The organism is Chitinilyticum litopenaei DSM 21440, from assembly GCF_000428145.1.
GTDB classification, from domain to species: Bacteria; Pseudomonadota; Gammaproteobacteria; order Burkholderiales; family Chitinibacteraceae; genus Chitinilyticum; species Chitinilyticum litopenaei.
The window spans coordinates 14,650-30,182 of sequence record NZ_ATZJ01000023.1; the positions used below are offsets into that span (position 1 = coordinate 14,650).

Annotated in this window: 10 protein-coding genes and 1 riboswitch; of the genes, 6 read left to right on the forward strand and 4 right to left on the reverse strand. The window is 63.3% G+C overall.

Features of this window, described 5'->3' with window-relative positions; all coding sequences use genetic code 11:
* Positions 1-1,815 (reverse strand): translational GTPase TypA, encoded by a 1,815-nt coding sequence (gene typA / locus C515_RS0110340; protein ID WP_028455473.1) that lies wholly within the window; start codon positions 1,813-1,815, stop codon positions 1-3.
* A gap of 139 nt (positions 1,816-1,954) precedes the next feature.
* A complete protein-coding gene (locus tag C515_RS20585; RefSeq protein ID WP_051304841.1) occupies positions 1,955-2,578 on the reverse strand; it encodes a CoA pyrophosphatase in 624 nt (207 codons plus the stop codon).
* Between the two features lie 176 nt (positions 2,579-2,754).
* A riboswitch (glycine riboswitch) is annotated at positions 2,755-2,845 on the forward strand.
* A gap of 145 nt (positions 2,846-2,990) precedes the next feature.
* Here C515_RS20585 and gcvT point away from each other — a divergent pair.
* From gcvT to C515_RS0110370, 5 genes are all read left to right on the forward strand, one after another.
* Positions 2,991-4,082 (forward strand): glycine cleavage system aminomethyltransferase GcvT, encoded by a 1,092-nt coding sequence (gcvT, locus tag C515_RS0110350; RefSeq protein ID WP_028455474.1) that lies wholly within the window; start codon positions 2,991-2,993, stop codon positions 4,080-4,082.
* Positions 4,083-4,219: 137 nt separating this feature from the next.
* Entirely contained in the window at positions 4,220-4,606 is a 387-nt protein-coding gene (gene gcvH, locus C515_RS0110355; protein WP_028453203.1) for a glycine cleavage system protein GcvH, read from the forward strand.
* 274 nt (positions 4,607-4,880) lie between these two features.
* Positions 4,881-7,739, forward strand: coding sequence for an aminomethyl-transferring glycine dehydrogenase (gene gcvP, locus C515_RS0110360; RefSeq protein WP_028455475.1), 2,859 nt, complete (start codon positions 4,881-4,883; stop codon positions 7,737-7,739).
* Positions 7,740-7,775: 36 nt separating this feature from the next.
* Entirely contained in the window at positions 7,776-8,174 is a 399-nt protein-coding gene (locus C515_RS20590) for a VOC family protein (RefSeq protein WP_043649094.1), read from the forward strand.
* 28 nt (positions 8,175-8,202) lie between these two features.
* Entirely contained in the window at positions 8,203-8,718 is a 516-nt protein-coding gene (locus tag C515_RS0110370) for a glycine cleavage system transcriptional repressor (RefSeq protein WP_028455477.1), read from the forward strand.
* A gap of 145 nt (positions 8,719-8,863) precedes the next feature.
* On the opposite strand, the gene C515_RS0110375 is transcribed toward C515_RS0110370, so the two are convergent.
* Complete coding sequence (locus C515_RS0110375) at positions 8,864-9,487, reverse strand: trimeric intracellular cation channel family protein (RefSeq protein ID WP_028455478.1); 624 nt, start codon at positions 9,485-9,487, stop codon at positions 8,864-8,866.
* Positions 9,488-9,498: 11 nt separating this feature from the next.
* Complete coding sequence (locus C515_RS0110380) at positions 9,499-13,332, reverse strand: CHASE domain-containing hybrid sensor histidine kinase/response regulator (protein ID WP_158380809.1); 3,834 nt, start codon at positions 13,330-13,332, stop codon at positions 9,499-9,501.
* A 134-nt stretch (positions 13,333-13,466) separates the two neighbouring features.
* Here C515_RS0110380 and metG point away from each other — a divergent pair, with 134 nt between their 5' ends.
* Positions 13,467-15,485 (forward strand): methionine--tRNA ligase, encoded by a 2,019-nt coding sequence (gene metG, locus C515_RS0110385; RefSeq protein WP_028455480.1) that lies wholly within the window; start codon positions 13,467-13,469, stop codon positions 15,483-15,485.
* Positions 15,486-15,533 lie beyond the last annotated feature (48 nt).

Here is a 15,533-nt window from a genome sequence, read left to right on the forward strand (position 1 = left end):
TCAGCTTTCTGCCTTGGCGGCACGGCGACGCTCGTGCTCCTGCAGGTGACGCTTGCGGATGCGGATGGTCTTCGGCGTGATTTCCACCAGCTCGTCGTCGTCGATGAATTCGACGGCGGATTCCAGCGTCAGCTTGATCGGCGTGGTCAGGCGCACCGCTTCGTCGGTACCGGACGCGCGCACGTTGGTCAGCTTCTTGCCCTTGATCGGATTCACGACCAGATCGTTGTCGCGGCTGTGGATGCCGATGATCATGCCTTCGTACAGCTTGTCGCCCGGGTGCACGAACATGCGGCCGCGATCTTCCAGGTTCCACAGCGCGTAGGCAACGGCTTCGCCGTTTTCCTGCGAGATCAGCACGCCGTTGTGACGGCCCGGCATGTCCGGCTTCACCGGCGCATAGTCGTCGAACACGTGGCTCATCAGGCCGGTGCCGCGGGTCATGGTCATGAAATCGCTCTGGAAGCCGATCAGGCCACGCGCCGGAATGTGGTATTCCAGACGGGTGCGGCCCTGGCCGTCCGATTCCATATTGGTCAGCTCGCCACGACGGCGGCCGATTTCTTCCATCACCGCGCCCTGGTGGCTGTCTTCCAGATCGATGGTCAGGTTTTCGTACGGCTCGCACTTCTGGCCGTCGATTTCCTTGTAAACGACGCGCGGCTTGGCCACGGCCAGCTCGAAGCCTTCACGACGCATGTTTTCCAGCAGGATGGTCAGGTGCAGTTCGCCACGGCCGGACACGCGGAACACGTCGGTGTCTTCGGTGTCTTCCACGCGCAGCGCCACATTGGTCAGCAGCTCCTTGGTCAGGCGGTCGCGAATCTGGCGGCTGGTGACGAACTTGCCTTCGGTACCGGCCAGCGGCGAGGAGTTCACCATGAAGTCCATGGTCAGCGTCGGCTCGTCGACGGTCAGCATCGGCAGACCGACCGGCTGTTCCTTGTCGCAGATGGTCACGCCGATACCGATGTCTTCGATGCCGGAAATGATGATGATGTCGCCCGCTTCGGCTTCAGCCACTTCGACGCGATCCAGACCCTGGAAGCCCAGCACCTGGTTGATGCGACCGGTGGCGACCTGATCCTCATGGTTCATCACGACCACCTGCTGACCCGGCTTGATGCGGCCGTTCAGCACGCGACCAACGCCAAGGCGGCCGGTGTAGGTGGAGTAATCCAGCGCGGCGATCTGCAGCTGCAGCGGCGCATCGGCCGAGCCCGGCGGGGTCGGAACGTGCGCGAGCACGGTCTCGAACAGCGGGCGCATATTGTCGGATTCGGCTGCCAGATCGAGCTTGGCAAAGCCGTTCAGGCCGGAGGCGTAGATGATCGGGAAGTCGAGCTGCTCGTCGGTTGCGCCCAGCTTGTCAAAGAGGTCGAAGGTCTGGTCAACGACCCAGTCCGGACGCGCGCCCGGACGGTCAACCTTGTTGATCACCACGATGGGCTTCAGGCCCAGCGCCAGCGCCTTCTTGGTCACGAAGCGGGTTTGCGGCATCGGGCCTTCCACGGCGTCGACCAGCAGCAGCACGCCATCGACCATGCCGAGCACGCGCTCGACCTCGCCGCCGAAGTCCGCGTGCCCCGGAGTGTCGACGATGTTGATGTGGGTGCCTTCGAAATCGATGGCGGTGTTCTTGGCCAGAATGGTAATGCCGCGCTCTTTTTCGAGATCGTTGCTGTCCATCACGCGCTCGTCAACCTGCTGGTTGTCGCGGAAGGTGCCGGATTGGCGCAGAAGCTGGTCAACCAGCGTGGTTTTGCCGTGGTCAACGTGGGCAATGATGGCAATGTTGCGGAGTGCGCGTGACATGGGATCTCGAAAGGTGATTCAAATAAGCGCGGGATTCTACCACGCGTTGATGGCCTTGCCGTGACAATGCGTATCGGCGCCCACCGGCCGACCGACAACCGGCAACGCTAAGCCACTCAATTTATTGGGAATTGCTCATTCAAACGACTGCCGGCCCCTGCACATCATCCCGCCCCAACAATACCGCCAGCTGCAGCAGCATGCCCGCCGTCGCACCCCACACGGTGCGACCGCCGCATTCGATGAAGAGACTCATCCCGGACTGGCCCTTGCGCTCGACGCGCCGCCATTCGTAGCGCGCGGTGTCGATCAACTCGAACAGCGGCAGCTCGAAGACCTCGGCGACTTCGTCGGGGCAGGCCGTCGCGCGGTAGTCCGGATCGAGCAGCGCCAGCACCGGCGTGACATGGTATTGCGTGATGGTGATGTAGGCGGGCAGCAGGCCCAGCGGGGTGACCTGCTCCGGCAATAGCGCGATCTCTTCCTCGGCCTCGCGCAATGCGGTGGCAACGAGGTCGGCGTCGCCGGCGTCGACCGCACCACCGGGAAAGGCGATCTGGCCCGGATGCTCGGGCAGGTGGGCGGCGCGCTCGGTCAACAGCAGCATGGGCTGGTCGCGCGGGACGATGCCGACCAGTACGGCGGCGGCGCGGCGGGCATCGCGCTGCTGCCAGTCGCCGCGCACGCTGCGCGGTCCATGCGCCAGCGCGTGGCGCAAGTGCTTTTCCAGCTCGGCGGGGTTGCTTGCTTGTGCGGCCTGCATCGCTGGCCTCTCCACAAATTCAAGGGGTGAGACAGGCAGTCTAGCCCGAATCGCTTGCCAGCCGCACGCCGGGCAAGCGGCTCGCCGGATCAGGCGGTGCGATTGAGTCGCGGGCACCGCAGGGCGGGCAGCGGCGAGATCGCGCTTGCCTGCCGCCGCGCCCTTCACGATAATCCGCGCTGGATGCAGGAGAGCGTGCTGGCAGCAGCACCACCGAAGGCGCAACGTCACCCGGAATCGCTCAGGTAAACGGACTGTATCCGGCACAAACACTCTGGAGAGAGACGCACACTGCGGCGTCCGCCGAAGGGGCTAACGGCAGCCATGCCGGAAAATCTCAGGCCGTGAGACAGGGGGGTGAGGACATGGACGCGACAAGTCCATGCAATGCACAACCACCCCTGGATGATTCATGAGCACTCAAACTACTCCGCTCAACGCCACCCACCGCGAATCCGGCGCCAAGATGGTCGATTTCGCCGGCTGGGACATGCCGATCCATTACGGCTCACAGCTGAAAGAACACGAAACCGTCCGCGCGGATGCCGGCATGTTCGACGTGTCGCACATGACCGTGATCGACGTGGCCGGCGAAGACGCCACGGCCTACCTGCAAAAACTGATCGCCAACGACGTGGCGCGCCTGGGCTTTGACGGCAAGGCGCTCTATTCCGGCATGCTCAACGAGTCTGGCGGCGTGATTGATGATCTGATCGTGTATCGCGTCGACGCCTGGGGCTACCGCTTGGTGGTCAATGCGGCCACCCGCGACAAAGACCTGGCATGGATGCAGCAGGTCGCCGGCAGCTTCAAGGTCGAACTGCAGGAGCGCGCGGAACTCGCCATGATCGCCGTGCAGGGCCCGAATGCCATCGCCAAGGCCTGCAAGGTCATCCACGAAGAATGGGAAAGTGCGGTCAAGGCACTGAAGGTATTCCAGGGCCTGGCGCTCGCGGGCGGCTGGTTCATTGCCCGCACCGGTTACACGGGCGAAGACGGCCTGGAAATCATGCTGCCGGGCAACGAAGCGCCACTGTTCTGGAAGGCGCTGGCCCACGCCGGCATCGCCCCGATTGGCCTCGCCGCGCGCGACACCCTGCGCCTGGAAGCCGGCATGAACCTGTACGGCCACGACATGGACGAAAGCATTTCGCCGCTGTCGGCTGGCATGGGCTGGACCATCGCATGGGAACCGGTGGAGCGCGACTTCATCGGCCGCAAGGCGCTGGAAGCGCAAAAGGCCGCCGGCGTGGCGCAGGTTCAGGTCGGCCTCGTGTTCGAGGGCAAGGGCGTGCTGCGCGAAGGCATGCGCGTCGTGACTGAGAACGGCGACGGCGTGATCACCAGTGGCACCTTCGCGCCGACGCTCAAACAATCCATCGCCATTGCCCGCATTCCGGCAGGCAGCAGCGGCCAGGTGTCGGTCGATGTGCGCGGCAAGCTGGAGCCGGCGCGTATCGTCAAGATGCCCTTCGTGCGCAACGGCAAGACCGTTTTCGCTTAATTCCAAACCGTTTTCACCACAGAGGCACAGAGAGCACAGAGCAAACCGGGAGCCCCCTTCTGTTGTGCTTTTTCTCTGTGCCCCTCTGTGTCTCTGTGGTTCGATCTTGTTTTCAAATCAATCCAAGGAAAATCATCATGAGCAAGGCACCCGCTGAACTGAAATACGTTGAAACGCACGAATGGCTGCGTCTGGAAGCCGACGGCTCCGTGACCATCGGCATTACCGACCACGCACAGGAGCTGCTGGGTGATGTCGTTTACGTCGAGCTGCCGGCAGTGGGCAGCGTACTGGCCAAGGATGCACAGGCCGGCGTGGTCGAGTCGGTCAAGGCCGCCAGCGACGTGTATGCACCGATCGCCGGTGAAGTCGTGGCGATCAACGACGAACTGGTCGGCGCCCCGGAAACCGTCAATGCCGATCCGTATGGCGCGGCCTGGTTCTTCCGCATCAAGCCGGCCGATGCCTCGGTGCTCGACGGCCTGATGAGCGCCGACGACTACCTCGGCCAGATCGGCGCCTGATTGCCGCCTGCAGGATGGGATGAGGCCGCAGGCCGATACCCATCATCAGCGACGGATAAGCCGTCATTGATGGGTATCGCTACGCTCAACCCATCCTGCAGCAAACAGAAAATCAAAACCCAACGCAGAGACGCAGAGGCGCAGAGAAAACCAAACGGGTATGCGCTTGCAGCCATTTACCTTAAAAGGCTACAGACCTATACCCATAGAACAGGATTTTCTCTGCGCCTCTGCGTCTCTGCGTTGAAGGTTTTAAAAATACCGAGATACACGCATGAGCACGCTTACCCAACTGGAAGGCCACGACGCCTTCATTCATCGCCACCTTGGCGTCTCCGCCGCGGAAGAAGCCGCGATGTGCGCGACGCTGAAGGTCGCCAGCCGCGCCGAGCTGGTCGCCCAAACCGTCCCCGCGCAGATTCGTCTGGCCGCCCCGCTGGCGATTGGCGCACCGATGCGCGAAGAAGACGCGCTGGCCAAAATCCGCGGCTACGCCAGCCAGAACGTCGTCAAGAAATCCCTGATCGGCCTGGGCTATTACGGCACGCACCTGCCTACCGTCATCCTGCGCAATGTGCTGGAAAACCCGGGCTGGTACACCGCCTACACGCCCTACCAGGCTGAAATCGCGCAAGGCCGGCTGGAAGCGCTGCTGAACTACCAGCAGATGATCATCGACCTGACCGGTCTGGAGCTCGCCAACGCGTCGCTGCTGGATGAAGCCACCGCCGCCGCCGAGGCGATGGCGATGGCGCGCCGCATTTCGAAAGCCGCCAGCAATGCCTTCTACGTTGACGAAGGCGTATTCCCGCAGACGCTGGATGTACTGAAAACCCGCGCGGAAGGCTTCGGCTTCACGCTGATCACCGGCCCCGCAATGGATGCCGCCAAACACGACGTGTTCGGCGCACTGTTCCAGACGCCGAATGCCAGCGGCGAACTGACCGACTTCACCGCGCTGATCGGCGAGCTGAAGGCCAAGGGCGTGATCACTGCCGTCGCCTGCGACCTGCTGGCGCTGGTGCTGGCCAAGGCGCCGGGCGAAATGGGCGCGGACATTGCCTTTGGTTCGGCCCAGCGTTTCGGCGTGCCAATGGGCTTCGGTGGCCCGCACGCGGCGTTTTTCGCGACCCGCGACGAGCACAAGCGCTCGGTGCCCGGCCGCATCATCGGCGTGTCGGTCGACGCGCGCGGCAAAACTGCCTTGAGAATGGCACTGCAAACCCGCGAGCAGCACATCCGCCGCGAAAAGGCCAACTCCAACATCTGTACCTCGCAGGTGCTGCTGGCCAATATCGCCGGCTTCTACGCCACCTATCACGGCCCCGAAGGCCTCAAGCGCATCGCCAGCCGCGTGCACCGCAGCGCACAGATTTTCAAGGCCGCGCTGACGCAACGCGGCATTTCGGTACGCAACACGGCCTTCTTCGACACGCTAACCATTGTCAGCAGTGATGCGGCGGCTATTGCCGCGCGCGCGCTGGACGCCGGCTTCAATGTGCGCCAGGCCGGCGAGGCCATCAGCGTGTCGTTCGACGAAACGACGACGCGCGCCGATCTGGTGACGCTGTTCGCCGCCTTCGTTCCGGGCGGGAAGCTTGATGTCGAGGCCACCGATTCGGTCGTCGCCGACGGCAGCGAATTCGGCCCCGAGCGCCATACCGTCATCCTCACCCACCCGGTGTTCAACCGCTATCACACCGAACATGAGATGCTCAGATATCTCAAGCGCCTGGAAAACAAGGATCTGGCGCTGACGCACTCGATGATTCCGCTGGGCAGCTGCACCATGAAGCTCAACGCGACCAGCGAAATGATTCCGGTGACCTGGCCGGAATTCGGCAACATCCACCCGTTCGCCCCGGCGGATCAAACCCGTGGCTACGAGCTGCTGCTGAACGAGCTGACCGAGATGCTGAAAGCGGTGACCGGCTTTGCCGCGATCTGCATGCAGCCGAACTCCGGCGCGCAGGGCGAATACGCCGGTCTGGTGGCGATTCAGCGCTATCACGCCAGCCGTGGTGACGCGCATCGCAAGGTTTGCCTGATTCCGAAATCCGCGCACGGCACCAACCCGGCCACTGCGCAGATGCTGGGCCTGTCGGTGATCGTGGTGAACTGCGACGACAACGGCAACGTCGATGTCGAGGATCTGAAGGCCAAGATTGCGCAGCACGCCGCAAATCTCAGCTGCCTGATGATCACCTACCCGTCCACCCACGGCGTGTTCGAGGAAGCGATCAAGGACATCTGCGCGCTGGTGCACGCCGCTGGCGGCCAGGTGTACATGGATGGCGCGAACCTCAATGCACAGGTTGGCCTGACCAGCCCGGCGACCATCGGTGCCGATGTCAGCCACATGAACCTGCACAAGACCTTCTGCATTCCGCACGGCGGCGGCGGTCCCGGCATGGGCCCGATCGGCCTGGCCGCGCATCTGGCGCCGTTCGCACCGAACCACGCCGTCAACGTCGTTTCCGGCCCGAACATCGGCCAGAGCGCCGTCTCGGCCGCGCCGTACGGCTCGGCGTCGATCCTGCCGATCTCGTGGATGTACATCGCCATGATGGGCGGCACAGGCCTCACCGCTGCAACCGAAGTCGCCCTATTGAACGCCAATTATGTGGCCACAAGGCTCTCAGGGCATTACCCGGTACTGTATACCGGCAGCCAGGGCCGCGTGGCGCACGAGTGCATCATCGACATTCGCCCGATCAAGGCGGCCTGCGGCATCACGGAAGTCGACATCGCCAAGCGCCTGATGGACTACGGTTTCCACGCGCCGACCATGAGCTTCCCGGTGGCCGGCACCATCATGATCGAGCCGACTGAATCGGAATCGAAGGCCGAACTGGATCGCCTGATCGACGCGCTGATCGCCATTCGTGGCGAAATCGCCCAGGTGGAAAGCGGCGCACTGCCGGCGGACAACAACCCGCTGAAAAACGCCCCGCACACGCAGGCCGACGTGATTGGCGAGTGGGATCGCCCGTACAGCCGCGAAACGGCGGTGTTCCCGCTGGCCTGGGTGGCTGCCGCCAAGTACTGGCCGAGCGTGAACCGCATCGACGATGTGTACGGCGATCGCAACCTGTTCTGCGCCTGCGTACCGATGGACGACTATCAGGCCTGATGTGACAAGCCACAGTTGAAAATGGATTGATCAGGAATGTTGCACCACATCTCTTTCGGGGTTACAGACCTCCACGAATCAGGCCGGTTTTACGATGCGGCCTTGGGAGCACTGGGGTTTCAGCGGGTGTATGCCGATGAAACCGCTATTGGTTATGGGCTTGAAGCAGGTAAAGATCTTTTTTGCCTGAAGCTGCGTGCCAATAGCACCCCGGCAGGAGACGGGTTTCATCTGGCATTTGCCGCCCCATCCAGAACGGCAGTGGATTTGTTTCACCGCTGTGCGCTGGATATCGGCGGTCAATGCAATGGTGCCCCGGGCTTGCGTCCACATTATGGCGAGCATTATTACGCCGCATTTCTGATTGATCCGGATGGCTATCGCATCGAGGCAGTGATCAACAAGGCAGCTACGCAGTCATGTTCTGCGCTCTAGCTTCCTGTAGAGACAAAAAGGAAAACCAATGAGCCAAACTCTGGTTCTTACCGTTCTGGGCGACGACCGCCCTGGTCTGGTCGGCGAACTCGCATCTGTCATTGCCGCGCATGATGGCAACTGGCTGGAATCGTCGTTCTCACAACTGGCCGGCAAGTTCGCCGGCATCGTCCGTGTCGATGTTGCTGATCCCAAGGCCGCCGGCCTGCAGGCCGCGCTGCTGGCGCTGAGCAATCTGCACATCGTCTGCGAAATCGCCGGCAGCAGCGCGGTGCAATACACTCGCGCGCTGTCACTGAGCCTGGTCGGGCACGACCGCATCGGCATCGTGAAGGAAGTGAGTCAGGTTCTGGCCCGCCACGCGGTGAATGTGGTCAGCCTCACGACGCACACCGACAGCGCACCGATGTCCTCAGAGCTGATGTTCCACGCCGACATCGCGCTGGAAGCCGGCGCCGCGCTCGATACGCGTGCGCTCAAGGCCGATCTGGAACAGTTGTCCGACGACCTGATGGTTGACGTGCAGCTGGGCGAGCTGCTGTAAGGCAAAACCGCTACCTTGTGCCGGCCAGAGCCGGCATGAGGCAGCGCGGATCGGCAGCCCCAGCAGCCGCGAAGCCATCGCCACATGCACAACCACGTATATCCGGCAGACCAAACACCAGAAAAGGCTGCGAGGCAATACCCCTTCAGGATTCGATCTTTGGCAGCCGCAGCTCGCTCTTGTGGGCCCAGAGCCTGAGCATCAGGCCGCCCGCGAACAGCAGCCAGCTCATGCTGTCGCCGGCCAGGCCGGCCTGCCAGCACAGATACAGCAGCACCGCGACCAGAATCGCCACCGTGCCGTAGAAATCCTCATGCAGGATGAAGGGCACGTCGTTGCAGAGCATGTCACGCACCAGCCCGCCGCCCACTGCGGTGACAAACCCCAGAAAGGCCACACCAAAGGCATTGAGCCCCAGCGCGAGACCGAATTGCGCACCGGCCAGGCTGAAGGCCACGAGGCCGATGGAATCGGCCACGATGAAGACACGCTGCAGCCAGCGGCTTTCCAGCTTCTGCAGGCGCAGTATCCAGGCCAGCGCCAGCGTGCCGAAAATCGTGTAGAGCGGTGAGGCATCAAGGAAGATGCGCGGCACGCTGTTGACCAGCACATCGCGAATCATGCCGCCGCCAATCGCGGTCAGCAGCGCCAGGATGCACACCCCCAGCAGGTCGAAACGCTTCTTCGCGCCGATCAGGTAGCCGGAAATCGTGAACGAGGCGGTACCGATCTGGTAGAGCCAGTCAAAATCGGGAACGCCGGCGGACATGAGGGCCGGGATCAGGCGGCGGGAGCAAGTGCGCCGACCAGCGCGGCGGCCAGCTGCTCGAGCCGGCTGACCTCGTCGCCCAGTGTGGCCAGTTGCCCGTCGCGGGCAGCGTGCTCGATGATTTTGGCCTGCGCTGCCAGCTGCCCGGCGCCCAGCTGCGAGGAAGCGCCCTTGAGCTTGTGGGCAAAACTGGCCATCGTCGCGGCATCCTGCTGCTGCAGGGCCTGGCGTATCGCGGCGATGCACTCGCTGACGGTGGGCAGGAACAGCGCCACCAGCTCATCGCGCATGTCCAGCCCCACCTGCTCGCGCAAGGCGTCAAACATGGCTTCGATGGAGGCCAGCTCCGCCGTCAGATCAATCGTGCTCATCGCGCTTGCACTCCCCTCGGATTGTTCGGTTTCCGCCGCGCCCGCCACCGGCAGGCTGCCGGCCAGTTGCGGCACCCATTCCTGCAGGATCTTGTAGAGGGCCTGCCTGCTGACCGGCTTGGCGATGAAATCATCCATGCCCACCTTGCGGCAGCGTTCGATATCGGTATGGAAGGCATTGGCCGTCAGCGCCACGATGGGCACGCGGGCGGCTGCCCCGGGCAGGGTGCGGATATGGGTGCAGGCAGTATAACCGTCCATCACCGGCATCTGGCAATCCATCAGCACCAGGTCATAGGCCCGCTCGCCCAGCGCGGCAATCGCCTCAAGGCCATTGGCCGCCACATCGACCCGGCAACCGAGCTTATCGAGCATGATGGCGGCAAGTTTCTGGTTGACGTCGTTGTCTTCCACTAGCAACACCTGCGGCTTGCCGGCGGCCTGCTGCTCGGCTTGCCGGTGCTGGGTCACCAGCACCTGGCTACCCAGCCCGCCAGCGGCCAGCCGCAGCGTTTCGGCGATCACGTATTCCAGCTGACTCTGCCGGATGGGTTTGCTGAGATAGGCGGCGAAGCCGGCCTCCCGCGCCTCCTGGCCGGCGCCGGGCAGCGCCAGCGAGGTCAGCATGATCAAGGGCGGCGCGCTGCTGGCGCCGGCATGCAGGCGGCGGGCAAATTCCAGGCCGTCCATGTCCGGCATGCTCATGTCGACCAGGGCAAAGGCAAAGCCGGCATCATCCTGGATCAGCCGCTGCAGCGCCGCGTCGGGAGCGTCAAAGCTTTCGCAGCTAACACCCAGCAGCTGCAATTGCTGTTCCAGCAGATAGCGGTTGGCGGATACATCATCCAGTATCAGCGCATGCAGCCCGCGCAGATCGGGCGGTGGCGGCATACCCTGCTCCGCCGGCGCTTCGGCCAGCGTCACTTCAAACCAGAAGGTCGAACCGCTGCCGGGCTCGGACTCAACGCCGATCTGTCCGCCCATGGCTTCGACAAGGCGCTTGCAGATCGACAGGCCAAGGCCGGTGCCGCCAAAGCGGCGCGTCGTCGAAGCATCGGCCTGGGTGAACGGCTGAAAGAGCGCCGCGCGGGTGGCCGCATCCATGCCAATACCGGTATCGCTCACGGTAATGCGCAGCTGAACCATGCCGGCCTGGTGGTCCAGCAGGGTAATGCGTGTCACCACCGCGCCGCTGGCGGTGAACTTGATGGCATTGCTTTGCAGATTGAGCAGAATCTGGCGCAGGCGCCCCGGATCGCCCCAAAGGCGACGCGGCACCAGCGGATCCAGCAGACAGGCCAGCTCCAGGCCCTTGTGCGCGGCTTTTTCGGCCAGCATGTTCAGCGTGTCCTCGCAGGTGTTGCGCAAGTCGAAGGCGATGTGTTCCAGCTCCAGCTTCCCGGCCTCGATCTTGGAAAAATCCAGCACGTCGCTGATCAGCCCCAGCAGCGCCTCGCCCGCTGTTTCGATGGCGGACAGATAATCCTGCTGCACGCCATCGAGCTCCGTATCACGCAGCAGCGCAGAAAAACCGAGCACGGCATTGAGCGGCGTGCGGATTTCGTGGCTCATGTTTGCCAGAAAGTCCGTCTTGGCCTGACTGGCCGCCTCGGCCTGGGTCTTGGCCTGCGCGAGCGTTTGCTCGATTTCGCGCTGACGGGTGATGTCGGTGGCGATGCCGAGGTAGCCGACGATTTCGCCGCCCCCGTCGCTGACGGCGGTGACCACCAGCCTCACCGTCAGCCGGCTGCCATCCTTGCGGATATACGTCCAGTCGTTGGCGTCCGGCGCGCCTTGCCGCGCACGCGCGACAAACACATCGAAACCGCTGGCGACTATGCCCGACTCGCGCACCAGCCGCTCGGCCATGCGCGCCACTTCGGCGGGCTCATGCAGCAAGGCCGGCGATTGCTGGTCGATCATTTCCCCGGAGCAATAGCCCAGCATCAGCTCCGCACCACGGCTGAATACCTTGATCGTGCCGTGCACATCAGTGGCAATGATGGAAAACTCGGTCGCCGCATCCAGCACGCTGCGCAGGTAAGCCTGGCTGGACTGCACACGTTCGAGCAGCGAGCGCCGCTCGGCGGCTGCGGCCTCTTCGCGTGACACGTCGCGCGCCAGCGCCACGGCGTAATGCTCGCCCGCCAGTTCGAAACGGCTCAGCGCCACGGTCAGCGGAAACAAGCGGCCATTGGCATGCCGGCCCTGCATGGCCAGCTCCTGCTCCTGCCCCCCCTCCCCCGGCCCCGGCCTTGCCGGGCCCATCAGCCCGGCAAGGGGCTGGCCGAGGATTTCGCCCTGCGCAAAGCCGAAGATTTTCTCGGCAGCCTGGTTGAAGGTCACGATGCGGCCCGCACTGTCGGCCGTCACGATGGCTTCGCTGGTGCTGTCAAGAATGGCGGCCAGTTGCGCCTCGCGGTCACTGGCCGTGCGGCTCATTCTGGCCGCGAGCATCAGGGCCGTCTCGCGGTTGCGCCCGAGCACCAGCACCAGCATGCACGACAGCACCGTCAGCAGGATGCCGCCCAGCAGGAACAGCCCGGGCAGGCCATTGCGGTTCGCCGCCTCGAAGGCGGGCCGGCCGCGGATCTGCAGGCTCAGCGTCTGGCCACCGATCTGCAGCAGCTCCTCGCGCAGAAAACGCGGGGGCGCTTCCGGATCGGTCCCGGCGAACCCGCCGGCAAGCAGGGAATACACCGGCTGTGCGCCATGGCGCAGCTCCACATCGAATTGCCCGGCGGCCAGTGCTTCAATGTCGCGGGTCAGGCTGTTGACCCGCACGGGTGTATAAACCCAGCCAAACAGTGCCTCCTGCCGCTCTGCCTCGGTCGAGGCAGGCAGCGTGCTCAGATAGCAGGGCAGCAGAAAAAGCAGCCCCCACTCGCTGGCCGTGCGCCCCTGCAGCAGGTGGATGGGCGCCGTCATGCCCAGGCCGCCGGTGCGCGCGGCATGCTCGGCCGCCATCCGGCGCTGGGTTTCACTGGCAAGATCAAGCCCGACGGCGGCCTGATTGCCCTCCAGCGGCTCGATGATTTCGATGACATAGGCCGGACCGCGATGCTCCGACAGGGCATGCACCTGGAAATTGCTCCGTCCCTTGCGCTGTTCGGCCTCATAGGCCTCGCGCTTTTCCGGGTGCACCCAGCGCACGAAGCCGAAACCCAGCGCTCCGGGATAATCCTGCTGCAAGTGCTGGGCCTCGATATAGCGCCGGAACTGCGCCGGCTGGATGCTGCCGTGACTGACCTGGATGATGCCGCGCACCCACTGCAATCCATAGGCATAGCTCTGCACATGCTGCTGCAAGGACAACTTCAGCGGCTCGCTCAGGCGCACGAAGCGCTGCTGTGCCTCGCGCTCGTCGGCGGCCCGCGTGTAATGCCAGACAAAGACGCTGACGGAAAAGCCCAGCACGGCCAGCGCCAGGGCGATCAGGCGGCTGTGCTGCAGCAAACGTTGGAACCGTGGCATGGCCGACTCAAGTGCTCCAGTAACAGATTTGCCTGCACTATAGCGCGACAGGGCTGCCCCCGCCGGCATCGGCTGGCGCCAGCACTCTGCGGTATAATCGCCCGATTGTCATTCCCCGCCTTCCGGCCTTGCCCATGTCCCGCAAAATCCTCGTCACCTCTGCCCTGCCGTATGCCAACGGCGCGATCCACCTCGGTCACCTGGTCGAGTACATCCAGACCGACATCTGGGTGCGCTTCCAGAAGCTGCGCGGCCACACCTGTCACTACGTGTGCGCCGACGACACGCACGGCACACCCATCATGCTGCGCGCGGAAAAGGAAGGCATCACGCCCGAGGCACTGATCGAGCGCGTACATGGCGAGCATTTGCGCGACTTCACCGGCTTTCATGTCGCCTTTGACAATTACTACAGCACCAACAGCGAAGAAAACCGCCAGTTCGCCTACGACATCTACGGCAAGCTGAAAGCCAACGGCAAGATCGTCAGCCGCACCATCTCCCAGCTGTACGACCCGGTGAAGAACATGTTCCTGCCGGACCGCTTCGTGAAGGGCGAATGCCCGAAGTGCGCGGCCAAGGATCAGTACGGCGACAACTGCGAAGTCTGTGGAACGACCTACGCGCCGACCGACCTGAAGAACCCCTACTCGGCCGTTTCCGGCGCAACGCCCGAATTGCGCGACTCCGAGCACTTCTTCTTCAAACTCGGCGATTGCGAAGACTTCCTGAAAAACTGGACGACGACAGAGGGCAAGCTGCAAGCGGAAGCATCGAACAAGATGCAGGAATGGTTCGAGGCCGGCTTGAGCGACTGGGACATCTCGCGCGACGCGCCCTACTTCGGCTTTGAAATCCCCGATGCACCGGGCAAGTATTTCTACGTCTGGCTCGATGCGCCGGTCGGCTACATGGCCAGCCACAAGAACCTGTGCGACCGCCTTGGCATCGATTTCGACAGCTACTGGAACAAGGACAGCGACGCCGAGCTCTACCACTTCATCGGCAAGGACATCCTGTATTTCCACGCGCTGTTCTGGCCGGCGATGCTGGAGTTCTCCGGCTACCGCACCCCGACGGCAATCAACGCGCACGGCTTCCTGACCGTCGACGGCGCGAAGATGAGCAAGTCGCGCGGCACCTTCATCACCGCCGAGTCCTATCTGCGCCACCTGAATCCGGAATGGCTGCGCTATTACTTCGCGGCCAAGCTGTCCAACACGGTGGAGGACATCGACCTGAATCTGGAAGACTTCAGCGCACGCGTGAATTCGGACCTGATCGGCAAGTACGTCAATATCGCCAGCCGCGCCGCGGGTTTCGTCGCCAAGCGCTTTGGCGGCGAGCTGGCCCGTGAACTGGGTGACGTGCCGCTGCTGACCAAGCTCGCGGGTGAAGCCGAGCGCATCGCTGGTCTGTTCGACGCACGCCTGTATGGCCAGGCCATCCGCGAAATCATGGCGCTGACCGACGAGGTAAACCAGTTCGTCGACGCCAACAAGCCCTGGGAAATGGCCAAACAGGAAGGCCGCGACGCCGAGCTGCAACGCGTGTGCTCGATCCTGATCAATGCCTTCCGCATCCTCACCATTTATCTGAAGCCGGTGCTGCCCAAGCTGGCACAGGACGTGGAAGCCTTCCTGAATGTCTCGCCGCTGCTATGGGCCGACGCGCAAAGCCTGCTGCTGGCGCACTGCATCAATCCGTACAATCACCTGATGACACGCATCGACCCCAAGCAGATCGAAGCCATGGTTGAAGAAAACAAGCAAAGCCTTGCGCCGGTCGTTGAGGCACCGAAGCTCGATTACGAGGTGCCGCCGATTGCGGAGACCATCAGCATCGACGACTTCATGAAGATCGACCTGCGCGTCGCGCGCATTGTCGAGGCCAAGGCCGTCGAAGGTGCCGACAAGCTGGTGTCGCTGACGCTGGATATCGGCACGGAAACCCGTCACGTTTTTGCCGGCATCAAATCGGCCTACAAGCCGGAAGACCTGCAGGGGCGGCTCACCGTGATGGTCGCGAATCTGGCGCCGCGCAAGATGAAGTTCGGCATGTCCGAAGGCATGGTGCTGGCCGCTGGCGGTGATGGTGGCCTCTACATCCTCAACCCCGATTCCGGCGCCAAGCCGGGCATGCGGGTCAAGTAACAACACGGGTATTGCCCTGCAGCCTTTACACTTGTTTGGCTGCAGAGC